This is a genomic window from Sphingopyxis sp. P1IMeth2 (genome assembly GCF_900185685.1).
Classification (GTDB): Bacteria; Pseudomonadota; Alphaproteobacteria; order Sphingomonadales; family Sphingomonadaceae; genus Sphingopyxis; species Sphingopyxis terrae_A.
On record NZ_FYAT01000014.1, the window covers coordinates 184,324 to 207,833 of the forward strand.

The window sequence follows — 23,510 nt, forward strand, 5'->3', positions numbered from 1 at the left end:
TTTGAAGGGCTGAGGAGATTTTTGAATGTTTAGGATCATGACTTGGGCAGTGGCGGCAAGCCTGCTCGCGGCGCCAGCTGCGGCCGAGGAATTGGCCGACCGGGCGCCGCCCCCGAAGAAGCCGTCGTTGATGACTCCGACAGAAATCGAAGCCTATAACAAGGGCTTGGCACAAACCCATCCTTATTACATCAAGTGCCGCAAGACGTTGGAGATCGGCTCGCTGGTCAAGAAGACCCGCGTTTGCCACACCAATGCCGAATGGAAGGACGTGATTGCGCGCGGCAACCAGGATGCGCGCGATACGGCCGAAGCCATGACGAGCAAGGGGAGCACCTCCAACTGACGCTGGTGCCCATACGAGCCGTTATTGTGGGAGAAATGGCGATGCGAGGATGGATTACTTTGGTTGCCGCATTGAGTGCGGCAAGTGCGGTCAGCGCCAGCGAACCGACCAATCTAGCGCGAGCGCCTTCCGACATGAGCGGTGCCGAGATTGACGCATATAACGAGGGCCGCTCAGCAAATGATCCGGAGTATATCCGATGTAGACGCATCGCTGAACCCGGATCGCTGGTGAAAAAGAGCCGCATCTGCAATACAAATGCGCAGTGGCGGGTGATTACCGATCGGGGCAATCAGGATGCACGCGATTCGATGGAAATGCTCGCCCGAGGTTGGAGCAATTCGGTCGAGCCGAAGGACAGCCTGATGACCGAGATCAAGCCAAAATAGCGCGCTGCGCCGGACAGGGGTTGGTACAATGCCGAATTTCACGACCACCGTTGCGATAATCATGGCAGTCGCATCCGCGCCGGCGGCGGCGGATGCGTACACCGACCGCAAACCTCCCGATCGCCCGGCTTCGACGATGACCAACGCCGAAATCAAGGCGTTCAACCAGGGTATGGCATCGACCCATCCCTATTACATTAAGTGCCGCAAGATTGAGGAAATCGGATCTTGGGTGAAAAAGGCGCGGGTTTGCCACACCAATGAGGAATGGAAGCAATTGTGGGCGCAGGGTAATCAGGACGCGCGCGACACCGCCGAAGCGATGACGCGCGCGCCCGTCAACCACAGCAATTGACCGCTTCGCAGGTCGCCGGGTCGACCCGACTTATGCCGGCGTGAGGACAAGGCCGCCGTCGCCTTCGTCCACTTTGATCGTCGATCCGTCCTTGACTTCACCTTTCAGGATCAGGTCGGCGAGCGGGTCTTGCAGATATTTTTGCACCGCGCGCTTCAGCGGCCGCGCGCCGTAGACGGGATCGTAGCCTACCCGGCCGAGCCACGCGCGCGCGGCGTCGGTGAGGTCGAGCGTCACCTTGCGATCGTCGAGCAGCTTCTGGACGCGCGCGACCTGAATGTCGACAATGCCGCCCATATGCTGCTGCGCGAGACGGTGGAACAGCACGATCTCGTCGAGCCGGTTCAGGAACTCGGGCCGGAAATGCGCGCGCACCACCTCCATCACCGCGGGTTCGGCCTGTTCGACCGGCGCGTCGTCGGGCAGCGCCGCGATCGCCTGGCTGCCAAGGTTCGAGGTCAGGATGATCAGCGTGTTGGTGAAGTCGACCGTGCGCCCCTGCCCATCGGTCAGCCGCCCGTCGTCGAGCACCTGCAAAAGGATGTTGAACACGTCGCCATGCGCCTTTTCGACCTCGTCGAATAGGACGACCTGATAGGGACGGCGGCGGACGGCTTCGGTCAGAACCCCGCCTTCCTCATAGCCGACATAGCCCGGAGGCGCGCCGATCAGCCGCGACACGGCGTGCTTTTCCATGAATTCGGACATGTCGATGCGGACCATCGCATTGTCGTCGTCGAACAGGAACCGCGCGAGCGCCTTGGTGAGCTCGGTCTTGCCGACGCCCGTTGGGCCGAGGAAGAGGAACGAGCCCAAGGGCCGGTTCGGATCCTGTAGCCCCGCGCGGGCACGGCGGACGGCGGTCGAGACGGCGCGCACGGCTTCGTCCTGACCGATGACGCGCTTGCCGAGCGTCTCCTCCATGCCGAGCAGCTTTTCGCGCTCGCCCTCCATCATCCGGTCGACCGGGATGCCGGTCCAGCGGCTGACCACCGCGGCGATGTCGTCGGCGGTGACTTCCTCGCGCAGCATCGCATTGCCCGCGGCGGCCTCTGCCTCCTCGAGCCGCTTTTCGAGCGCGGGGATCGTGCCGTAGCTGAGCTCGCCCGCACGGCCGAGGTCGCCCGCACGCTGCGCCTGTTCGAGCGCCGAGCGTGCAGCGTCGAGTTCTTCCTTGATCTTCGCCTCGGCGTGGATCTTGTCCTTTTCGGCCTGCCATTTCTGCGTCAGTTCGGCCGACTGCTGTTCAAGATTGGCAAGCTCGGCCTGCAGCGCGGTGAGCCGGTCTTTCGATGCCGCATCGGTCTCCTTGGTCAGCGCCGCTTCCTCGATCTTCATCTGGATGATGCGGCGGTCGAGATTTTCGATCTCCTCGGGCTTCGATTCGACCTCCATGCGGATGCGGCTCGCGGCTTCGTCCATCAGGTCGATCGCCTTGTCGGGCAGGAAGCGGTCAGAGATATAGCGGTTCGACAGCGTCGCCGCAGCGACGATCGCGCCGTCGGTGATGCGCACGCCGTGGTGCAGTTCGTATTTTTCCTTGAGCCCGCGCAGGATCGAGATCGAATCCTCGACCGTCGGTTCGCCGACGAACACCGGCTGGAAGCGCCGCTGAAGCGCGGGGTCTTTCTCGACATATTTGCGATATTCGTCGAGCGTCGTCGCGCCGATGCAGTGAAGTTCGCCGCGCGCGAGCGCCGGCTTCAAGAGGTTCGACGCGTCCATCGCGCCGTCGCCCTTGCCCGCGCCGACGAGCGTGTGCATCTCGTCGATGAACAGGATGATCTCGCCCTCGGCGGACTTCACCTCGTCGAGCACGCCCTTGAGTCGTTCTTCAAACTCGCCGCGATATTTGGCGCCCGCGATCAGTGCGCCCATGTCGAGCGCAAGGAGGCGGCGGTCCTTCAGGCTGTCGGGTACGTCGCCATTGGCGATGCGCAGCGCCAACCCTTCCGCGATGGCGGTCTTGCCGACGCCCGGTTCGCCGATCAGCACGGGGTTGTTCTTGGTGCGGCGCGCGAGGATCTGCACGGTGCGGCGAATTTCCTCGTCGCGGCCGATCACGGGGTCGAGCTTGCCCGACCGCGCGACTTCGGTGAGGTCGCGCGCATATTTCTTGAGCGCTTCGAAACTGTCTTCGGCGCCCGCGCTGTCGGCGGTGCGGCCGCGGCGCAGTTCGTTGATGACAGTGTTGAGCGCGTCGGCCTTCACGCCCGCGTCGGCGAATGCCTTGCCGACCGGAGTCGAGGAGGCGAGGACCATCGCGAGCAGCAGCCGTTCGACGGTGACATAGCCGTCGCCCGCCTTGGTCGCGACCTGTTCGGCCTGATCGAGCAGGCGCACCGCGTCATTGTCGAGCCCCGGCGTCGCCTGCGCGCCCGATCCCGACACGGCGGGAACCTTGGCGAGCAGCGCGTCGATGCCGGCGACCGCGCGCGGCATGTCGCCGCCCGCCCGCTGGATCAGGCCCGCGGCCATGCCTTCATTGTCTTCGAGCAGCGCCTTGGCGATATGCTCGGGACTGATCCGCTGATGGTTCATGCGGATCGCGATCGTCTGCGCCGCCTGCAGAAAGCCCTTGGCGCGATCGGTAAATTTTTCGAGGTTCATGTGGATAAGCCCCTTTCTCGACACCAGAGATAGTGTTGCCCATTTGCAACACAAGAGCATGGCTATTCGCGCGGCAAATTTTCCGCCATGAGGTCGCCCAGTCGCCATAATATATGGAGCGGGAAAGCCGATGCGTAAATTTTTCCTTGGCCTCGTCCTCCTGCTCGTTGCGGTGGCGGTTGGCCTTGCGGCGTGGGATCCCCTGACTGCCGAAGCTTCGCCCGCGCCGGCGTTCCGGCCAACCAATGTGCAGATCGCACGCGACAGGTTCGGGGTGCCGCATATCTTCGGCAAGACCGATGCCGACGTCGCCTATGGCGTCGCCTACGCCCATTCGGAGGATGATTTCGCGACGCTGCAAGAGGTGATCGCGATGACGCGCGGGCGCACCGGCGCGCTGCTTGGTGCCGATGGCGCCAAGATCGATTATGTCGCGCAGCTCCTCGATATCCGCAAGACCGCGGCACGCGACTGGCCGCGCCTGCCCGCCGACGTGCGTGCGCTGTTCACTGCCTATGCCGCAGGTCTCAACCACTATGCCGACAAGCACCCCGACGAGGTGCGCCTGTCGGGGCTGTTCCCGGTGACCGGCGAGGATGTCGTTGCCGGTTTCGTGCTGCGTTCGCCCTTCTTCTTCGGGGTCGATTCGGTGCTGGGGCGCCTGACCGAAGGCAAGCCGTTGTTCCGCGAAGGCGGTCCAGCGCTCGATGCCGTCGGCAAGCTGGTCCCGCGCGAGCTGACCCCGGTCGGCCGCGACCCCGACCATAATGGCTCGAACGGCATGGCGGTGGCGCCGGGCCGGGCCCCCGATGGCGCGACGCGGCTCGTTTCCAATTCGCATCAGCCATGGACCGGCGGGGTCGCCTGGTACGAACTGGTCGTTCATTCGGGCGAAGGGTGGGATTTTGCGGGCGCCAACTTTCCCGGTTCGCCTTACCCTTTCCTTGGCCACAATAAATATCTGGGCTGGACCAACACGGTGAACCGGCCAGACCTGATCGACGTGTACAAGCTGGTGCTCGACGACAGCGGCGAAAAATATCGCTTCGATGGCAAATGGCTGCCGCTGGAAAAGCGGCGCGTGTGGCTGCGCGTCAAATATGGTCCCTTCGTGCTGCCGGTGCCGCAGACCGTGTGGCGATCGGTCCAGGGCCCGGTGATCAAGAATGCCAAGGGTGCCTTTGCCATTCGCTATGCCGGCATGGACCAGTCGGCGATGGTCACCCAATATTATCGGCTGAACAAGGCGAAGAATTTCGCCGAATGGCGCGCGGCCATGGCGGGGCAGGGGGTTCCGGCGACCAACTTCATCTATGCCGATGCCCAAGGCAATATCGGCCTGTTCTACAACGCGATGTTCCCCGACCGCCCGGCGGGTTTCAACTGGCGCGGCGTACTGCCCGGCGACACATCTGCCGACGTCTGGACGAAGTCGCTGCCGTTCGAGCGGGTGCCGGCGCTGGTCAATCCGCGCTCGGGTTTCGTGATGAACGCCAACAATACGCCGTGGGTCGCGGCGGGGCCGGGCAGCGAACTCGATCCGGCGGCCTTTTCGCCGCTGATGGGGATCGAGGACGACATGACCAATCGCGCGGTGCGCCTGATCGACCTGTTCGGGGCGCCAGGACCGATCGATGCCGCGCGGCTGAAGACGATCAAATATGACACCGCCTATGCGAAGAGCGGCTATGCCAAGGTCTGGATCGACCGGCTGCTCGCGCTCGATGCCAAGGGCGATGCGCAGATCGCGGCGGCGCAAGATTTGCTGCGCGCGTGGGACTGGAACCTGGACGGCAAAGGGCAGGGCGATGCGCTGGCGCTGCTTGTGCTGCGCCCGGCGAATGGCAGTCACTATCAGCGCAAGGCCGACCCCGATCCGATGACGGTGCTGCGCGACAGCGCTGTGCATCTTCAGAAATATTTCGGGACGCTCGACCCCGCGCTGGGGACCGTGCTGCGGCTGCGCCATGGCGAAGGTGCCCACCGGGTCGACCTGCCGCTCGATGGCGGCAACGATACGGTGCGGGCTTCGACCCTGTGGGACGTTGAACCCGACGGCCGGCTGAAGGTGCGGCACGGCGACAGCTTCATCATGTTCGTGACGTGGGACAAGGCGGGACGCGTCCATTCGGAATCGGTGCAGCCCTTCGGTGCCGCGACGACGCGACCGGAAAGTCCGCATTACAACGACCAGGCCCCTCTGTTCGTCGCGCATCGGTTGAAGCCGGTGCTTTTCGATCCGGCGGCGCTTCGCGCGAGCGGAGCGCGATTCTATCGGCCTTGAAAGCGCAGCAGAGCTGTCCTAAACCGTTGATACAGTGCCGTCCGGCATGCTCGTCACCGGCGCGTTTCGTGCCCCCGGTTTCAAGAGGATATCCATGACCCGCTTCCATCGCTTTGCCGTCGCCCTGGCCGTATCGACGTCGCTCGTCGCGGCCGGCCCCGCCCTTGCCAAAGCCAAGGAGGCGCAGCCCGCGCCGATTTCCGAACTGGTGAAGGCGGTCGATATTCCGTACCAGAGCTTCACGCTCGACAACGGACTGCGCGTGATCGTGCACGAAGATCACAAGGCGCCGGTCGTCGCGGTGTCGGTCTGGTATCGCGTCGGATCGAAGCACGAACCCGCGGGCAAGACGGGTTTTGCGCATCTGTTCGAACATCTGATGTTCAACGGTTCGGAAAATTCGCCGGGCGACTTCTTTGAACCGCTGCAACAGGTCGGCGCGACCGATTTCAACGGCACGACCAATACCGACCGCACCAACTATTTCGAAACGGTGCCGACCGGCGCGCTCGACCGCGCGCTGTTTCTCGAAAGCGACCGCATGGGCCATCTGCTCGGCGCAGTGACGCAGGAAAAGCTCGATAACCAGCGCGGCGTCGTCCAGAACGAAAAACGCCAGGGCGACAATAATCCCTACGGTCTGCTGCGGTACGAAATCTTCGAAAATCTGTTCCCCAAGGGGCATCCCTATCATCACAGCACCATCGGTTCCATGACCGACCTCAACACGGCGAGCCTTGCCGATGTGAAGAAGTGGTTCAGCGACAATTACGGCCCCAACAATGCCGTGCTCGTGCTGGCGGGCGACATCGACCTTGCCACCGCAAAGACCAAGGTCGCCGAATGGTTCGGCGACATTCCGCGCGGCCCCGAAGTGAAGGCGCCGCAAACCTCTGTTCCGACACTTCCCGCACCGCTCGCCAAGGAGGTCAAGGATCTCATTCCGACCACCCGCATCTACCGCATGTGGGCGATTCCCGGCCTCAACGATCCCGAATCGGTGCCGCTGCAAATGGCGACTGCGGTGCTTGGCGGCCTGTCGTCGTCGCGGCTCGACAATGCGCTCGTCCGCAAGGACCCGGTCGCGGTCAGCGTCGCGGCGTTCGCGCAAACGCTGGAGGATGCAGGCTTTCTGATCGTGCAGGCCGACGTGAAGCCGGGCGTCGACCCCAAGGTCGTCGGCGAAAAGCTTGACGCGCAGATCGCCGATTTCCTGGCGACCGGCCCGACCGCGGACGAATTGCAGCGTGCCGCGGCCAGCTATCTCGGCGGTACGATTTCGGGGCTGGAATCGGTCGGCGGCTTTGGCGGCAAGGCGGTGACGCTCGCGGAGGGCGCGCTCTATTCGAACGATCCCGCCTATTACAAGACCGAGCTCGACCGGCTGGCGAAGGTGACCCCCGAGCAGGCGAAGGCGGTGGCCGACAAATGGATGTCGCGTCCGGCTTTCTCGCTGACCTACTCGCCCGGCGAGCGTACCGAAGGCGGTGAAAATCGTGGCGGGGCCTTCACCGAAGGCAAGCCGGTGGCGGCGGTATCGCCCGACCGTTACTGGAATGCGGCGCTCGGCGACGTCGGGCCTGACACGGGTGTCGGCACGGCGACCTCGATCGCCGATCGTTCGCAGCTTCCAGCGGTGATGGACCTCAAAGCGCTCGAATTTCCGGCGATCGAACGCGCCAAGCTAAAGAACGGAATGGAAGTCGTCTTCGCGCGCCGGACCGCGGTACCGACGGTGCAGGTCGCGGTGAGCTTCGATGCCGGCTATGCCGCCGATCCGCACAATGCGCTCGGCACCCAGTCGTTGATGCTCAGCCTGATGGACGAAGGCACGACGAGCAAGGATTCGATCGCCTTCGCCGAAGCGAAGGAACGCCTCGGCGCCCAGATCGACGGTTCGGCGAACGCCGACGAAACGGTGTTCAGCCTGTTCGCGCTCAAGCCGAACCTCAGCGCGTCGCTGGGCCTGCTCGCCGATTATATCCGTAACCCGGCCTTTGACGGCAAGGAACTGGAGCGGGTGCGCGCGCAGCAGCTCAACCGCCTGAACGCTGAACTCAACAATCCCAATGCGATCGCCAGCCGCGTGCTGATGCCGGTGCTTTACGGCGCCGATCATCCCTATGGCATCCCGCCGTCGGGCCTCGGCAACGAAGCGGCGGTCAAAGCCGCGACGCGCGACCAGCTCGCGGCATTCCACCAGACGTGGATTCGCCCCGACAATGCCCGCATCTTCGTCGTCGGCGACACGACACTGAAAGACGTCACGAAGCAGCTCGACGCCGCTTTCGGCGACTGGAAGGCGCCGAAGACCGCGAAACCCGAAAAGCATTTCGAGATTGCGATTCCGAAGCCGCAGCCGCGCATCCTGCTCGTTGATCGGCCCAAGTCGCCGCAGTCGATCATCATCGCGGGCAAGGTACTCGACGTGAAGGGCGGCGACGATCTGGAAGTACTGCGCCAGGCGAACGATATTTTCGGCGGCAGCTTCCTTTCGCGCTTCAACATGAACCTGCGCGAGACCAAGGGCTGGTCCTATGGCGTGCGCTCGCGCGTTTCGGGCGAAGCCGACCGCGTGACCTGGGTGGCGGTGGCGCCGGTGCAGGCCGACCGCACCGGCGATTCGATCCGCGAATTCCAGAAGGAATTGACCGCGTTCATCGGCGACAAGGGCGTAAACGCCGAAGAGCTGGAACGCACGACGAACGGCAGCGTACGCGAACTGCCGGGCAGCTTCGAGACATCGGGCGACGTGCTCGGCGGCTTGCGTGCGATCGTCAAATATCACCGGCCCGACAATTATTATGAAACGCTGCCGGCGAAATATGAGGCGATGACGGCCGAGGAACTCGATGCTGCGGCGCGCAAGGAGCTGAGTACCGGCGACCTCGTCTATGTCGTCGTCGGGGATGCCGCTGTGGTGAAACCGCAGCTTGACGGATTGGGTCTGCCCGTGGAAACAGCGAAGCCCGCTAACTAACATTAGTTTCAGTAGGAGAGTTTCGATGTCTCAGGTCGATGGCAAATATGACTGCGTTACCAAGTCGCCGATGGGCGACCAGAAGTCGGTTTTCACCGTGAACAGCAACGGCGACAGCTTCACCGGCCAGAATGCCGGCGCGATGGGCTCGCTCGATGTCGAGAATGGCAAGGTCGACGGCAACAAGCTGACGTGGACGATGAACATGAAAGTTCCGATGCCGATGACGCTCGAATGCGAAGCGACGATCGACGGCGACGCGCTGACTGGCACGATCAAGGCCGGCCCGTTCGGTTCGATGGCGATGACGGGCACCCGTCAGGCCTGATCGTCCGGATATCGGAAATGAGAGGGGTCGCTCCGTTGGAGCGGCCCTTTTTTTGTGGACAGATGGGGCGGCATGGACTGCCGACCGCGCCGATGTTGCTGCATTGCATAGCTTTTCGGCGGCGCGGGGCTATCCAAAACCGTGCCGGAGGCGCATAGGCCTTTCGCAATGCACAAAATGACCGAATCCGCCCAGCGGTCCCGCATGCCCGGCGACCGCGAAATGGTGTTCATGATGGCGATGGTCATGGCACTCAATGCGCTCGCCATCGATTCGATGCTCCCCGCGCTCCCCGCGATCGGCGAGGGGCTGGGGGTCGCCGTCGCGAACGACCGGCAATATGTGATTTCGACCTATTTGCTCGGCATCGGCATCGGTTCGCTGTTCTACGGGCCGCTGTCCGATCGCTTCGGCCGCAAGGGCGTGCTGGTGCCCGCCCTGTTCGCCTACGTCGCCTTTTCGATCGGCTGCGGGCTGGCGAACAGTTTCCCGCTGCTGCTCGCGCTGCGCTTCGGGCACGGCATGATCAGTGCAGCGCTCGGCGTGATCGTCGTCGCGGTCATTCGCGACCTCTTTTCGGGCGACGCGATGGCGAAGCGGCTGTCGATGATCTTTCTGGTGTTCATGATCGTTCCCGCGATCGCGCCGACGATGGGCGCGGGGATCACGGCGGTCGCGAACTGGCGCGCTATCTTCATCGTGCTGGCGGTGATGGGCGTCGTGATGCTGCTGTGGCTGCGCCGCCTGCCCGAAACGCTCGATCCGGCCGACATCCGGCCGCTCAATGCGCGCACGATGATCGCGGGCTGGGCGACGGTGACGCGGCACCGCCGGGCGGCGGGCTATATGATCGCGTCCGCGATGATGCAGGGCGCGCTCTATGGCTATCTCAACAGCAGCGAGCAGATCATCGCCGAAGTGTTCGGCGCGCGAAGCTGGTTTCCGCTCGTCTTTGCCTGTGTTGCCGCGGGTATCGCGATCGCCAATTTTTCGAATGCCGCGATCGTCGAGCGCTTCGGTGCGCGGCGCGTGTCGCAGAGCGCGGTCTTTGCCTTCATGGCGACCGCGACGGTACAGATCGTCGTCGCGCTGAGCGGCACCGAGACGTTGTGGATGTTCACCGCGCTGATGATGGTCAACGTCGGGCTGATCGGCTTCATCGGCAGCAATTTCGGGTCGATCGCGATGGAGGATTTCGGCCATATGGCCGGGGTCGCCTCCTCCTATCAGAGCTTCTGCAAGACGCTGTTGGCCGCGGTGATGGGCGCGCTGATCGGGCAGCTTTACAACGGTACGACGCTGCCGCTTGCCTATGCCTTTCTGGTGTCGGGCATTGCCGGGCTGGCGCTGGTCTTCTGGGCCGAGCGCGGCAAGCTGTTCACGCGTCCGGGGACCGCGCCGAAAAGTCCCTATTAAGTTGAGCAAAAGAAAGGGGGCCGAAGCCCCCTTTCCCATTCGCGCGACGATGCCGCATCAGTCGAACGACGGCGCCGGGGGCACTGGCGGCGGCGGCGCATCGGCGTCGTCCTCATGCACCTCGACGATCCCGCGGCCGACGTGGCTGCGACGATAGCCATAGAGAAAATAGAGTACCAAGCCGACGCCACCCCAGACCGGGAGCACCATTTTCGCGTCGAACGGCAGGTTCATGTAGAGACCGAGCGTGCCGAAAATGGCGAGCGGCGATACGACCCACACGAGAGGCGTGCGGAACGGCCGATGCCGGTTGGGTTCCTTTATGCGCAGAATCAGGACCGCGATGGCGACCATGAAAAAGGCGAACAACGTGCCGGAGTTCGAAATATCGGCGAGCTTGCCGACGGGCAGGAAGGCGGCGAAGAAGGCGACCGCGACCCCCGTGATCATCGTGACGACGTGCGGGGTTTTCCACTTGGGGTGAATAGTGGCGAGCTTTTCAGGCAGAAGGCCGTCGCGTGCCATCACGAAGAAGATCCGCGTCTGCCCGAACAGCATGATCAGAATGACCGATGGCAACGCAAGGAAAGCGGCAAGACCGATGGCATTGCCCAGCGCCGGGTGGCCGATCTCACGCAGAACATGAGCCAGAGCTTCGCGCGAGCAGACAAGCGGTTCGGAGCCGGCAGCGGCGAGCGATGCGCAGCGCGCGGCAAGTTCGCTCGACCCAGGAGCGAGAATTTCGCCTCCGAGGCCTGAAACCGGCTGAGCGCCGACGGTGCCGATCGCGCCCGCTGCCACCGCGAGATAGAACACCGTACAGATAGCAAGCGAAGCGATCAGGCCGATCGGTACATTGCGCTGCGGGTTCTTTGTTTCTTCGGCTGCGGTCGAAACGGCGTCGAAGCCCACATAGGCAAAGAAGATCGAAGCGGCTGCGCCGACGGCGCCAAGCCCGGAAGCCTGACCGAACCAGCCATTGGGCAGGAAGGGTTCGAAGTTCTTCCCCTGCATCATCGGCAGAGTGAGAATGATGAACATCGTGAGGGCCGTTACCTTGATGATGACAAGGACGGCGTTAACGCGCGCGCTTTCGGTCGTGCCGATCATCAGCAGCCAAGTCACGAGCAGTGCGATAACCAGCGCCGGGAGGTTGACGATCCCGCCGGCATAGGGGCCGACGGTCAGCGACATGGGCAATTCTATGCCGGCATTGGATAAGAGCCCCACGAAATAGCCCGACCAACCGACCGACACGGCTGATGCGGCTACCGCATATTCGAGGATCAGCGCCCAGCCGACAGTCCAGGCAAGCAATTCGCCCATGACAGCATAAGTGTAGGTGTAGGCACTACCCGAAACCGGCACCATGGATGCGAGTTCGGAATAGCAGAGCGCCGCCACAACGCAGACCAGCCCCGCAATCACGAAGCTCCACATCATGCCGGGGCCGGCCTTCTGCGCCGCCTCTGCGGTCAAGACGAATATCCCCGTCCCGATGATGGCGCCAATGCCGAGCATCGTGAGCTGAAAGGCACCGAGCGTTCGGTGCAGCGACTTTTTCTCGGCCGTGGCCAAGATGGCGTCGAGCGGTTTGACGCGACCAAATATCATGCAAATATCCCCTTTGAGGCCCCGAACGGGCCCGTCTCCTGGCGGGGCAGACTAACCGCTCCTCGCGGCAGCGCAACTTAATTTCAGAGGTGTGACAGTCCGCTTTACCGCACCGTGAATCGGACGCGGTCGATCATCCGTCCACCGGGGTCGACGAGGGTCAGGATATGGCTTCCGGGGCGCGGCAAAAGCTGTTGGCCCGCGTCGGCGTCGCCGAGCACCGCCTTGTCGAGCAGCAGGCGGTAACCGGCGACGTCGCCGCTGACGATCACCGCCAAGCGCTGCCGGTCGATCGGAATATCGGGATCGAGCGCATAGACGCTGCCGCTGACCGGGCTGGTGATGCGCGGGCGGCGCGCGGCGGCCGGGGCGGCCGCCATTTCGCTTTGCGCGGTGCCGCGCAGGAAATATTCGCGTCGCGGCGGTTCGCGCGTGCCGGGAAGGCTGATCCGCCTCGTTTCGACATTGCCCGGCATCGCCGGCGGTTTGCCCGGCCGGCCCGCGTGGAGCGCGAGCATCACGTCGCGCCAGACCGGCGCCGCGCCCGATGTGCCCGACACTGCGCGCATCGAATCGCCCTCGAGATTGCCGACCCAGACGGCCACTGTGTAGCGATCCGAAAAACCGATACACCAATTGTCGCGCATCCCCTTCGACGTGCCGGTCTTCGCCGCGGCCCAGAAGGGAAGGCGCAGCGCGCTGTCGGCGCCGAAGGCATCGGTGCGCGCCGACGCGTCCGCCAATATGTCGCCGACGATGAAGGCGGCCCCCGGATTGACGATCTGGCGTTCCTCGCCGCGCGGTTCTCCCATGATGAAGTGGACGGGCGACCAGCGGCCGAGATTGGCAAGGGTGCGAAAGGCGTTCGCCTGTTCGACAAGGCTGACTTCTGCCGAGCCGAGGGCAAGGCTGAAGCCATAATATTCGCCGTCCTCGACTAGCCCGTGATAGCCAAGCGCCCAGAGCCGGTCGCGAAATTCCTGCACATCGTCAATGACGAGCGTGCGCACGGCCGGGACGTTGAGCGACGAAGCGAGCGCGCTGCGCACGCTGACCGGCCCCTTGAAGCTGTGATCGTAATTTTTGGGAACATAGAGGCCCGAGGCGGTGTCGAGCTGAACCGGGCTGTCGTCGAGGATCGAGGCGGCGGTCAGCCAGCCATGCTCGATCACCTGCGCGTAAAGATGCGGCTTCAGGGTCGAGCCCGCCTGCCGCCGCGCATTGGCGCCGTCGACCTGCGCCGCGGTCGATTTGAGGCCCACACCGCCGACATAGGCGAGCACCTCGCCGGTCGCATTGTCGAGGACGACGACCGCGCCGTCGCGGACGCGATCGGGGCCGAGCCCGGCGAGTTGGCGCCGCATCGCGACGATCGCGGCGGCTTGAACGTCGCGGTCGATGGTCGAGGTGACGCGCTTGCCCGGTTTGTCGAGCAGGCGCACCGCGAGGTGCGGCGCGAGCGCCGGGTCGTAGCGCGCGGCGCGCTCGCCCGAGGTCAGCACGCCTGCCGCGGCGCGGATCGCGCCGCAATCGGCGGCATGCGCGATGCGGCAGGCGCGTGCACCGAGCGCGTCGGGGCTTGCCGCCGGATTGGGCAGCAGACCCGCGAGCAACGCGGCGTCGGTGCCGCTCATGTCGGCCGGACGCTTGCCGAACAGATTTTCGGCGCCCGCGCCGATTCCCTGAATTTCGCCGCGCAGCGGGACGAGGTTCAGATAAGCTTCGAGCATCTGGTCGTGCGTCCAATGCGCCGCGAGTTCCTGTCCCGCGCGCATCTGGCGCAGCTTGGCGAGCCAGCCGCGCTGGCCGGGCTGTGCGAGTTCGGGCGCCAGAAAGGCGGCAAGCTGCATCGGCAACGTCGAGGCCCCACGCGAGCGTCCGCCGGTCCAGCGGGCGCGTACGGCACTCGCTATCGCCAACCAGTCGACCCCGCCATGCGACCAGAAGCGCTTGTCCTCCGCCGCGACCACCGTGTCGCGCACCGCCGGGTTGATGTCGTTCAGCGGCACCCAGGCAAGGCGGCGGCGCTCGAAATTGACGCGTTCGCTGTCGAGCAATCGCCCCTCGCGGTCGTAAAGCCATGCTTCGCTCGGCTTCCATGCAGCGCGCACCGCATCATAGTCGGGCATCGCCGGCGGGCGCGCAACCAGGTGCGCGGCGGTGGCGAGGACAAGCGCGGCGAGCGCCACCCACGCCAGCATATCGAACCAGCGGCGGCTCGGGGTTGTCGTCATCGATCGAAACGCCTGAAAATCCTCCCCGTGCCAAGGGCATGGGAAGGGGGACCATCCGAAGGATGGTGGAGGGGGCCGCAAGGGTGCGTCAAAAGCCCCTCCGTCAGCGCTGCGCGCTGCCACCGCCCCATCGCTGCGCGACAGGGAGGAACATGTTGGGCCGCAGATCCATCACTGCGCCGCGGCCGCGACCGTCATCGCACCGTTCGGCCACTGGCCGCGGATTGCGGGCGAATACATCGCCTCGACCCGCGTAGGGGGCAGGGTGAAGCGGCCCGAGCCGTTGAGGCGCAGGACATATTCCACCGCATGGGTGCCGGCGGGCATCCAGCCATAAAAGCCGCGCCAGCTGTCGCGGCCCCGCTCGACATAGCTCGGCTGCCAGTTCGATACGGTCGCCTGGGCACCGAGCATCTCGGACTGTCCGCCCAGATTGCCGACGATCGTCGCGCCGGGCGGGACCGGATCGTTGACGACGACCCAGGTGCGGCCCGCACTTGCGACGATTTCGATCCGTACCTTGATCACGTCGCCGCGGGTCAGCCGGTCCTTGTTCGCCGCCTTGACGATGCTGACCGACCGCTTGATCCGGTAGCCGGCGTCGAGCGGTTCCTTGAGCGGGACGGCCGCGCGTACGCTGACCGTCGCCCACGGATTGCCGGTGCCTTCCTGCTTCAGGCTCATCGTCCCGCTGACCAGCGGCAAGCTGAGCGGCGCGGCGTCGGCGGGAAGCGACCAGGTCTGCGCCGCACTGCCGCCGCCGAGCGCGATACGGGTCACGCCGGTGATCGCGCTTGCCGGATTGAGCTCGGCGAAGCGGCGGACCGCAATGGCGCCCCAGGCATTAGCAGGCGTCGTATCCCAATGGCCGCGACGCTGGCGCTGCGCGACGCCGACCATCATCTTGCCGGTGTCCTCTTCCCAGCCCTTGCGGCCGAGCACGGCTTCGAGCGCCTTGATCGCCATTTCGTCGCCGCTGGTCATCATCCACCAGGGCGCCTTCGCGTCGTCGACGAGGTCGAGCCGCGTGCCTTCATAGACAAGCCGCTTGCGCAGTTCGGCTTCGGCCGCGGTGCGCAGCGCTGCGGCGCCGCGGACCCCCGGCGTCCGTTCGATCGCGACGAGCCAGTCGGCAAGCGTGCCGGTCGCCATATCGACGGGCTTGACGTCGATCGCGGCGACGAGCTGTGCGCTCGAGGCATTGTTGCGGGCCAGCGCGGCGAGCGCGGCGATGCGGACCGGGCGCAGATCATAGGGGCCGTAGCCGCGGCGCGTCAGCCGTCCTTCGACGACCGCCTGCAGCGCCTTGATCATCCGTGCCTTGGGCTCTTCGGGGATCGCAAAGCCATTCGCTGCGGTCACCGCCATGACATAGGCGGTAAGCTCGGCCGAACCGTCGAGCCGGTCGTTCGGCCAATAGCGCAGCAGCCCATCCTTATCGAGATAGGTGGGCAGGGCGCCTGCCTGCGCCTGCCAGCGACCGAGGTCGCCGAGCGCGATCGCACGCGAGGTCGATTGTTCGAAGCAATTATAGGGATAGATCGCCATATAATCGCGCACTCCGGCGAGCGGCGGTGCGAGCGTTCCCGCGAGGGTGACATCGACATAGCCGCCGGGCAAGGCGCCCGCGGGCACGCCGATCGGCAGGCTGCTGGTCGAGCCGACGCGAACAAGGCTGGCGGCCCAGGTTTCGATCGGCACCGCCGGTTCGACCTGCTGGTCGAAGACGAGCCGGTCGCGCTGCTTGCCATTTTTCGACACCGCTTCGACCGTCCATTGCAGCGGGCCGGGCTGGGCGGGCGCGGTCATCGACCAGCTGATTGGCACCGCACCGCCCGCCGGGATCGTGACGGTGAGCGGCGGCGCGGTCGCAATTGCGGGCGACAGCGTGGCGTTGGCGACCACCTCCATCGGTTGATCGGTGCCGTTGCGCAGCGTGAACCGCGCATCATAGGTGTCGCCGGTGCGGACAAGGTCGGGCAGGCCGGCAAAGACGCCCAGATCCTGAACGGTGCGGACGCTCGTTTCGCCAGTGCCGAAATATTGGGCGCCGTCGGTCGCGATCGCGACGAGGCGGAAGGCTGAAAGATTGTCGGAAAGCGGCACGTCGACGACGGCGCGGCCTTTGCTGTCGAGCGCGACATGGCCCTTCCACAGCAGCACGGGACGAAAATCCTCGCGCGTCAGGCCGCTGAGGTCGCCGCCCCCGCCGCCGCCGGGCGCCAGCGCCTTGCGGCCATAGTGACGCTTGCCGACGACCTGCATCTGCGCGGTCGAGGTGAGCACGTCGAGCGGGCGTTCGCCCATCATCGCATCGAGGAGTTCCCAGCTCTTGTTCGGCGAAAGCTGGAGCAGCGCTTCATCGACCGCCGCAAAGGCGACGTCGGCGCCCGCCGCGGGTTTGCCGTTCGGGGTGCGCACCTCGATCGCGACCTTGGCATTGTCGCGGATCGCATATTTCGCCTTGTCCGCCTTGACCTTGACGTCGAGCTGATGCCCTTCCCAACCCACCTTGATGCGCGCGATGCCGAGGCGATAGCTCGGCTTGGCAAGATCGACGAGCGCGGTCGGCGGCGCGCCTTCGCTATTCTCGATCTTGAAGCCGACGGCGCGCTTCATCTTGCGAAACCAGCTCTCGCCGCCGGTTACGCGGCCGCGCACCGCCATCACCGAAACATAGACGTCGGGTGCATAGGTCGCTGGTAGCTTGACCTTCACAACCGGGTCGGTGCCCTTCAGCGGGACGACGAAGCTCGACAGCACGCCTTCGCGTTCGACGGTGACGAGGCCGGTGGCCTCGCGGAAGGGCATGCGGACCTGGAAGACCGCCGTGTCGCCGGCGGCATAGCGCGGCTTTTCGGCGATCACGTCCATGCGGTCGCCATTGTCACCGCCGAACCACCAATCGTCATCGCCCGCAAGCCAGACCGAACGGACCGCGCGCGCTTCGTTGCCATCGGCATCGACCGTGGTTGCGACCACCGTCACCTCGCCCGACACGCCGGGCGCCATCGCGCAGCTCGCCCGGCCGAGCTTGTCGGTCGTTGCGGTGCAACTGGTGCCGAGCCGGGTCGTGCGCATCTGGTTGTCATAGGCATAGAAGCCGCCGATCAGGCGCCGCCGCGCGGTCAGTATCTCGCGATTGTAGAGCGCAACCTGGATGCGCTGCCCCGCGATCGGCTTGCCGTCGAGATCGAGCGCAATGAATTTGAGCCGCAGGTCGTTGTCGCGCATCAGCCATCCGTCGGTCTTGAGCCCGAGGCGCACCGCCGAGGGGTAGAGCATGATGCCGCGGCGGCTGGTCAGCGTTTCGCCATTGGCATCCTCATAGTCCATCTCGACCGCCATCTGCGTCGGTTCGACGATCGGCTGATCGACGGTGATGCTCGTCTGCGCGCTGCCGTTGGCGTCAAGGACGAGCGGCGTCGAGCGCGCGAGTGGCATGTCGGGTTCGGGCTCGTCGCCGCTGTCGTCGAGCTGGACGATGCCCTCCTTCACCGGCTTGCCGTCGAAATCCCAGTCGCGATAGTCTTCGGGCGGTGACCAGCGCGGGGTGAAATCGGTGCGGATCTCGATCGGCAGATTGGCCGCCGGGCCGCCCGACAAATAGCCGACGAACAGCGACAACGGCACCTGCGTCGGCCGCACTGACGCCGTCTTGGGGCCGGTGATCGCTGCCTTCATCGTCGGCAGGCGATATTCGTCGACGCGGATCGATTCGGACGACCAGATCGTCTTTTCCTCGCCCTTCTTGTCCTTGGTGACGAAGACAAGGTCGTAATCGCCCATCGGCGCCGATGCAGGCACATTCCAGACATTTTCGCCGCTGCCGTTGGCGTCGATCGCGAAGGGCATGTCGAATTCGGTGTCCGAACCGCGATGGACGAGGCGCAGCTTGCCCGTCATCGCCTCGGGTATCGCAAATCCTTGGCCGACCTGTCGGCGCAGAACATGCTTCATGTTGACCGATTCGCCGGCCTTGACCAGCGAGCGGTCGAACAGGGTGTGCAACAGATCGTCGCGTTCGGACCAGCCATAGGGCAGGTCGAAATCATAGGGACGGATGCCGTCACCCCAATCGGTCAGCGTGAAGCTGTAATCGTCACCCGATCTCGCCGACACCATCAGCGCATGGCCTTCGCTGTTCGCGGGGTCGGCATCCTCTTCGCAGCTCGAATAGGTTTCGGGCTCGGGGAGGCCGGTTGGGAAGGCGAGCCGGCCGGCCTTGTCGGCGGTACCGCGCGCGAGCAGGCGCCCGGTGCAACTGTCGGTGATCCGGACATCGGCGCCGCCCACGGGCAAGCCGGTGTCGAGCGCGGTCACCCAGGCGAGCGAGGATTCGCGGCCCCATTTGAAATGCACCGCCATGTTGGTGACGAGCGCAGCGGTTGCGACATAGCGGGTCGCCTTGCGCCCCAGCAGTGCGGCGCCGAGTTCGGGGCTGGCGATTTCGACGACGTGAAAGCCCTTTTCGGCGAGCGGGATGCCGACGACCTCGAACTCCTTGCCGCCACCCGGCGGGGTCAGTTGCAGGTCGCGCCGCTCGCCGCCTGCGGGGGCGCCATCGAATACCGACGTCGTGCCGGTGTAATTGACGCTGATATCCTCGCCCTTCGCGTTCTTCTCATCGCGAAAGTCGGTCTTGCCGGCATCCTCGACGCGCTTCAGCCAGCGCGCGACCGCGGCATCGTCATCGCCGACGCGCAGGGTCGCGGCGGGCATCTTGAGCCCGCGCTGGACCAGCGAGGCTTCCACCCCGCGCACGGTAACCGGCAGGACGCCGCCCTCGCTTGCCTCCAATATGCCGAAGTCGGCCGCGAACTTGACCAGCGGCGGGGCGCGGTCGATGTGGAATTTCAGCGGAAAGTTCGACTGATTCTGCAGCGCACGGCCGCTCTGATCGCGAATGTCGGCGGGCAGCACGATCGTCGCGTCGACATTCTGCGGCAGCGGCCCCGCAAAGCGCACCTGCGTCAGCCAGGCATCGTTCTTGTCGTCGTCGCTCGCTTTGGGCGTCAGCTGTTTGCCGTCAGAGGTCTTCAGCGTCGCGGCGAGCGCGGCCGCGCGCGCGACCGGAGCAGCGAAGCTCAGCACGACATCCTTGATCGGGTTGCAGCCCGCCTGCGGATTGACGCGGCTGCACGCCATCTTGGCGGTGAAAGCGGGGCGCACATCATAGTCGAAGCGCTGATCGCGGCCGGCGGTACGGCTCGGCGCACCAAGCTGGGCGATGCGGGCATCCCAGACGAGCGCCATTTCGCGGCCGGGGGGCAGCGGACGGCGGCATTTGACCGGGACGATCCGGTCGAGCATCGCTTCGCGATCGGCGCCTGCTGCGGGCAGCCGCAGCGGCAGGCCGGCATCGTAGCTGAACTGCTGTCGCCGCCAGTCGCCGTCGCCGACGCCGGTCAGGATTTCGGTGGTCGTTTCGCGCGGCAGCACGTCGAGCGGAATCTTCTCTCCGATGCCATCGACGGCGCAATAGCCATAGCGGCCCACCGAGGCGCGATCGGCCGCGACGTTGGTGGCGACGAGGAATATCTGGTCTTCCTCGATCCCGTCATAGCGGTCGCCCGACAGGACGGCGCGCGCCGACGGACCGCCGGTGTCGATCTCGAACCGGTCGTTGCCGACGACGCTGACGCCGCGCGCCGTGCGCAGGTCGGCGCGCAGTTCGACATGGCAGCTGACACCGCCGGGGAGCGATTTGGCAAATTCCAGAACCCATGTGCGCGTATCGACCCAGCGTCCGGTCGACGGCACTTTGCAGTCGTTCGTCGCGGGTGCCTTGGCGCGCGGATCGCCGAGCGGCACCATGTCTTCGGAAAAGCGCAGGGTGAAACGGCTGATCGTGCCGTCGCCGTTTCCGGCGCTGCCCGGCGTGGCGAGCGTGACCTGCGGGACGGTGTCGCCGCCAGCGGCCGCAAGCGCAACCGCGACGGGCACGATGAGCGCGAATCGCATCTTGCCGGCCAGCCGGTTCGCCAGCCCACGCCATCCCGTCATCATCGAGTCGTCTCCCCGTCTGGACCCGTCATTATCCTGCTGGAAACAGGTGCAACTGTCCAGCATGCCCCGCGTACCGGTCCCGCCTAGCCGGAGGGCGGGGCGCCGCTGTGACACGGGTCACAGCAGCATGGGAAAGCTCAGCGCGCGAGCATCGGTCCGAGCCACTGGCCGCCGAAAATATGGACGTGGAGATGCGGCACTTCCTGCCCGCCATGGCCGCCGATGTTGGCGAGCAGGCGGTAGCCGGGTTCGACGAGCTGCCGGTCGCGGGCCACCTTGCCGACGGCGCGGATGAAACCCGCGATTTCGGCATCGCTGGCGCGTGCCGAAAAATCGTCCCAGCTGACATAGGCGCCCTTGGGAATCACGAGGATGTGGAGCGGCGCCTGCGGATTGATGTCGTGAAAGGCGAAAGCGAACTCGTCTTCATAGACGGGTTTGGACGGCAGATCGCCACGCAGGATGCGCGCGAAGATATTATTCTCGTCATAGGGCAGGGTGGCGTCGATGGGCATGGGGACTCCTGGTTTCGTACCGGTTGTGGCTCACAGCTATGGCGCGCGCGCGGCCTTTTCGGCGTGGCCCGAAATGCCGTGGCGGCGGGCGAGTTCGGCGGCGACGGCATCCCAGCCGATGCCGCGTTCGGCCAGCAGGACGGTCAGGTGAAAGACGAGGTCGGCGGCCTCGCCGGTCAGCGCCGCATCGTCCTCGGTCAGCGCTGCGATCACCGTTTCGGTCGCTTCTTCGCCCAGTTTTTGCGCGATCTTTCCGCGCCCCTTGGCGGCGAGGCTGGCGACGTAGGAGGCGCCGGCGTCGCCCGCGGCCAGGCGCGCGCGCACCACGGCCTCAAGCAGCGTCAAGGCATCGCCGATCGCGCCATCCCGTTCCTGCGTCATTCGCCCACTCCTCCGGTGCCATGGCCGTTGCAGACCGCCTAGCGAGGGAATGGACGCTGGACAAGGCGGCGCGGCTCTGGTCAAGCGCCGGCATGGCCGATGTCAAATTGCATCCCGACTGGCTCGCGCGCATCGGTGGCGAGTTCGACCAGCCCTATATGGCGCAGCTCAAGGCCTTTCTGGGCGACCAGCGCGCGAAGGGGAAGACAATCTTTCCCCGCCCCCGCGACTGGTTCGCCGCGCTTGATGCGACGCCGCCGCAGGACGTCCGCGTCGTCATCCTGGGACAGGATCCCTATCATGGGCTCGGACAGGCGCACGGGCTGTGCTTTTCGGTCCAGCCGGGCGTGCGCACGCCGCCCAGCCTCGTCAACATCTACAAGGAAATGGCGAGCGACCTCGGCATCCCGCCCGCGCGGCACGGATATCTGAAGCATTGGGCCGAACAAGGCGTGTTGCTGCTCAACAATGTGCTGACGGTCGAAAGCGGGCAGGCGGCGTCGCATCAGGGCAAGGGGTGGGAGAAGTTCACCGACGCCGCGGTCGCAGCGGTCGCTGCCGACCCCGCGCCCAAGGTCTTCATCCTGTGGGGCAGCCATGCGCAGCGCAAGGCGGCGAACGTGCCGGGACTGGGCGCCGACGGCCCGCACCTGATCCTGCGCGCACCGCATCCGTCGCCCTTGTCGGCGCATAACGGCTTTTTCGGGTCGCGGCCGTTCAGCCAGGCGAATGCCTTTCTGGAGGCGCACGGCCGGGGCGCGATCGACTGGCGGCTGCCCGACCCGGTCGACCCGCCGGTCGTATGAGCATCCTTGCCGATCCGCTGACGCTCGCGGTGCTGATCGTCGCGGTCATCCTGCTCGGCATGGCGAAGGGCGGGCTGGCCGGGGTCGGCGCGCTCGCAACACCGCTGGCGGCGCTGGTGCTGCCGCCGGCCACCGCGGCGGCTTTGTTGCTGCCGATCCTGATCGTGCAGGACGTCATCAGCGTGTGGTCGTTTCGCAAGACGTGGGACGGCTGGGTCATCGGCTGGATGCTCCCCGGCGCGGCGGTGGGCGTTGCGGCGGGATATTATTATGCCGACCGCGTCGATGAGGCGCAGTTGATGGCGGCGCTCGGTGCGATCACGCTCGCCTTCGGCCTCTATCGCCTGTGGGTCGAACGCGGCGGACGCATCGTCGCGGCGTCGCGCTCGCCGGGCTGGGTGGGGACGCTGTTCGGCGGGCTGATGGGGTTCACCAGCCAGATCGCGCATGCCGGCGGCCCGCCGTTCCAGATGTGGGTGACGCCGCGCAAGCTGCCTCACCTCAGCTTTATCGGGACCAGCGCCATCCTGTTCGCGATCGTCAACTGGATGAAGGTTCCCGCCTATCTGGCGCTCGGCGCTTTCCCGCACGAGGTGATCGTCGCGGCCCTGCTCCTGATGCCGCTGGCGATCGTCGCGACGCTGCTGACGGTGCGCTGGCTGAAGCGGATCGACGGCGCACGCTTCTATGTGATCATCTACGGGTTGATGGTCTTGTTGGGTGCGAAGCTGTTGTGGGACGGGGTTGCCGGATGAGTGGGGTGCCGACGATCCTGGTCGACGCCGACGCCTGCCCGGTGAAGGACGAAATCTACCGCGTCGCCTGGCGCCACGAAGTCCCGGTGAAGGTCGTCAGCAACAGCCGTCTGCGCGTCCCCGACCACCCGCTGATCGAGCGGATAACCGTGTCCGACGGTTTCGATGCTGCCGACGACTGGATCGCAGCGGAGGCCGATGCGCTCAGCATCGTCGTCACGGCCGATATCCTGCTCGCCGACCGCGCGCTCAAGGCGGGGGCAACCGTGTTGGCGCCGAATGGCAAGCCGTTCACTACAGCCTCGATCGGACCGGCCATCGCGACGCGCGCGATCATGGCCGATCTGCGTGCCGGCATGGGCGCCGGGATCGGCGGTCCGCCACCCTTTTCAAAGGCCGACCGCTCGCAATTCCTGCAAGCGCTCGACGCTGCACTCGTCCGGTTGAGCCGCGCGGGGTAGTGCGTTGCCGGGCTTGACCCGCGCCGC

16 protein-coding genes are annotated in these 23,510 nt (G+C 65.4%); 10 read left to right on the forward strand and 6 right to left on the reverse strand.

Annotated features, from left to right (window positions below; genetic code table 11):
- The first annotated feature begins 49 nt into the window (after positions 1 to 49).
- From P1IM2_RS14435 to P1IM2_RS14445, 3 genes are all read left to right on the forward strand, one after another.
- Positions 50 to 346 (forward strand): hypothetical protein, encoded by a 297-nt coding sequence (locus P1IM2_RS14435; protein WP_234178496.1) that lies wholly within the window; start codon positions 50 to 52, stop codon positions 344 to 346.
- A gap of 35 nt (positions 347 to 381) precedes the next feature.
- Positions 382 to 735: a hypothetical protein gene (locus tag P1IM2_RS14440; protein WP_234178497.1), complete on the forward strand. Its 354-nt coding sequence runs from the start codon at positions 382 to 384 to the stop codon at positions 733 to 735.
- 61 nt (positions 736 to 796) lie between these two features.
- Positions 797 to 1,090 carry a hypothetical protein gene (locus tag P1IM2_RS14445; RefSeq protein ID WP_234178498.1) on the forward strand — a complete coding sequence of 98 codons (294 nt, stop codon included), beginning with the start codon at positions 797 to 799 and terminating at the stop codon, positions 1,088 to 1,090.
- A 30-nt stretch (positions 1,091 to 1,120) separates the two neighbouring features.
- Here the strand turns inward: P1IM2_RS14445 and clpB are convergent, their stop codons facing one another.
- Positions 1,121 to 3,700, reverse strand: a complete 2,580-nt coding sequence (gene clpB / locus P1IM2_RS14450; RefSeq protein WP_186402893.1) for an ATP-dependent chaperone ClpB — start codon at positions 3,698 to 3,700, stop codon at positions 1,121 to 1,123.
- A 130-nt stretch (positions 3,701 to 3,830) separates the two neighbouring features.
- Here clpB and P1IM2_RS14455 point away from each other — a divergent pair, with 130 nt between their 5' ends.
- From P1IM2_RS14455 to P1IM2_RS14470, 4 genes are all read left to right on the forward strand, one after another.
- Complete coding sequence (locus P1IM2_RS14455) at positions 3,831 to 5,984, forward strand: acylase (protein WP_186402894.1); 2,154 nt, start codon at positions 3,831 to 3,833, stop codon at positions 5,982 to 5,984.
- A gap of 94 nt (positions 5,985 to 6,078) precedes the next feature.
- Positions 6,079 to 8,964: a pitrilysin family protein gene (locus P1IM2_RS14460; protein ID WP_186402895.1), complete on the forward strand. Its 2,886-nt coding sequence runs from the start codon at positions 6,079 to 6,081 to the stop codon at positions 8,962 to 8,964.
- 25 nt (positions 8,965 to 8,989) lie between these two features.
- Positions 8,990 to 9,292: a hypothetical protein gene (locus tag P1IM2_RS14465; protein ID WP_186402896.1), complete on the forward strand. Its 303-nt coding sequence runs from the start codon at positions 8,990 to 8,992 to the stop codon at positions 9,290 to 9,292.
- A gap of 204 nt (positions 9,293 to 9,496) precedes the next feature.
- The gene (locus P1IM2_RS14470; RefSeq protein WP_234178499.1) at positions 9,497 to 10,708 is read left to right on the forward strand and encodes a multidrug effflux MFS transporter; all 1,212 of its coding nucleotides are present in this window, start codon (positions 9,497 to 9,499) and stop codon (positions 10,706 to 10,708) included.
- A gap of 57 nt (positions 10,709 to 10,765) precedes the next feature.
- On the opposite strand, the gene P1IM2_RS14475 is transcribed toward P1IM2_RS14470, so the two are convergent.
- From P1IM2_RS14475 to P1IM2_RS14495, 5 genes are all read right to left on the reverse strand, one after another.
- On the reverse strand, positions 10,766 to 12,322 hold the full coding sequence (locus tag P1IM2_RS14475; protein ID WP_062901737.1) for an amino acid permease: 1,557 nt from the start codon (positions 12,320 to 12,322) through the stop codon (positions 10,766 to 10,768).
- Between the two features lie 104 nt (positions 12,323 to 12,426).
- Positions 12,427 to 14,556: a penicillin-binding protein 1C gene (pbpC, locus tag P1IM2_RS14480; protein WP_186402897.1), complete on the reverse strand. Its 2,130-nt coding sequence runs from the start codon at positions 14,554 to 14,556 to the stop codon at positions 12,427 to 12,429.
- A gap of 171 nt (positions 14,557 to 14,727) precedes the next feature.
- Positions 14,728 to 20,565 (reverse strand): alpha-2-macroglobulin family protein, encoded by a 5,838-nt coding sequence (locus P1IM2_RS14485; RefSeq protein WP_186402898.1) that lies wholly within the window; start codon positions 20,563 to 20,565, stop codon positions 14,728 to 14,730.
- A gap of 137 nt (positions 20,566 to 20,702) precedes the next feature.
- Positions 20,703 to 21,080 (reverse strand): histidine triad nucleotide-binding protein, encoded by a 378-nt coding sequence (locus tag P1IM2_RS14490; protein WP_186402899.1) that lies wholly within the window; start codon positions 21,078 to 21,080, stop codon positions 20,703 to 20,705.
- Positions 21,081 to 21,116: 36 nt separating this feature from the next.
- A complete protein-coding gene (locus tag P1IM2_RS14495) occupies positions 21,117 to 21,461 on the reverse strand; it encodes a phosphoribosyl-ATP diphosphatase (RefSeq protein WP_062901739.1) in 345 nt (114 codons plus the stop codon).
- Between the two features lie 92 nt (positions 21,462 to 21,553).
- Here P1IM2_RS14495 and ung point away from each other — a divergent pair, with 92 nt between their 5' ends.
- From ung to P1IM2_RS14510, 3 genes are read left to right on the forward strand one after another with little or no spacing between them, the layout of a single operon-like run.
- Positions 21,554 to 22,267, forward strand: coding sequence for a uracil-DNA glycosylase (ung, locus tag P1IM2_RS14500; protein ID WP_186402900.1), 714 nt, complete (start codon positions 21,554 to 21,556; stop codon positions 22,265 to 22,267).
- Entirely contained in the window at positions 22,264 to 23,022 is a 759-nt protein-coding gene (locus P1IM2_RS14505; RefSeq protein WP_186402901.1) for a sulfite exporter TauE/SafE family protein, read from the forward strand. Before ung ends, P1IM2_RS14505 begins: the two co-directional genes overlap by 4 nt.
- Positions 23,019 to 23,483, forward strand: a complete 465-nt coding sequence (locus tag P1IM2_RS14510; RefSeq protein ID WP_186402902.1) for a YaiI/YqxD family protein — start codon at positions 23,019 to 23,021, stop codon at positions 23,481 to 23,483. Before P1IM2_RS14505 ends, P1IM2_RS14510 begins: the two co-directional genes overlap by 4 nt.
- Positions 23,484 to 23,510: the final 27 nt, after the last annotated feature.

Excerpts from the sequence above, each read along its gene's own strand:
- P1IM2_RS14440 (WP_234178497.1), top strand. The coding sequence starts at position 382 with ATGGCGATGCGAGGATGGATTACTTTGGTTGCCGCATTGAGTGCGGCA.
- P1IM2_RS14445 (WP_234178498.1), top strand. The coding sequence starts at position 797 with ATGGCAGTCGCATCCGCGCCGGCGGCGGCGGATGCGTACACCGACCGC.
- clpB (WP_186402893.1), bottom strand. The coding sequence starts at position 3,700 with ATGAACCTCGAAAAATTTACCGATCGCGCCAAGGGCTTTCTGCAGGCG.
- P1IM2_RS14455 (WP_186402894.1), top strand. The coding sequence starts at position 3,831 with ATGCGTAAATTTTTCCTTGGCCTCGTCCTCCTGCTCGTTGCGGTGGCG.
- P1IM2_RS14460 (WP_186402895.1), top strand. The coding sequence starts at position 6,079 with ATGACCCGCTTCCATCGCTTTGCCGTCGCCCTGGCCGTATCGACGTCG.
- P1IM2_RS14465 (WP_186402896.1), top strand. The coding sequence starts at position 8,990 with ATGTCTCAGGTCGATGGCAAATATGACTGCGTTACCAAGTCGCCGATG.
- P1IM2_RS14470 (WP_234178499.1), top strand. The coding sequence starts at position 9,497 with ATGCCCGGCGACCGCGAAATGGTGTTCATGATGGCGATGGTCATGGCA.
- P1IM2_RS14475 (WP_062901737.1), bottom strand. The coding sequence starts at position 12,322 with ATGATATTTGGTCGCGTCAAACCGCTCGACGCCATCTTGGCCACGGCC.
- pbpC (WP_186402897.1), bottom strand. The coding sequence starts at position 14,556 with ATGACGACAACCCCGAGCCGCCGCTGGTTCGATATGCTGGCGTGGGTG.
- P1IM2_RS14485 (WP_186402898.1), bottom strand. The coding sequence starts at position 20,565 with ATGATGACGGGATGGCGTGGGCTGGCGAACCGGCTGGCCGGCAAGATG.
- P1IM2_RS14490 (WP_186402899.1), bottom strand. The coding sequence starts at position 21,080 with ATGCCCATCGACGCCACCCTGCCCTATGACGAGAATAATATCTTCGCG.
- P1IM2_RS14495 (WP_062901739.1), bottom strand. The coding sequence starts at position 21,461 with ATGACGCAGGAACGGGATGGCGCGATCGGCGATGCCTTGACGCTGCTT.
- ung (WP_186402900.1), top strand. The coding sequence starts at position 21,554 with ATGGCCGATGTCAAATTGCATCCCGACTGGCTCGCGCGCATCGGTGGC.
- P1IM2_RS14505 (WP_186402901.1), top strand. The coding sequence starts at position 22,264 with ATGAGCATCCTTGCCGATCCGCTGACGCTCGCGGTGCTGATCGTCGCG.
- P1IM2_RS14510 (WP_186402902.1), top strand. The coding sequence starts at position 23,019 with ATGAGTGGGGTGCCGACGATCCTGGTCGACGCCGACGCCTGCCCGGTG.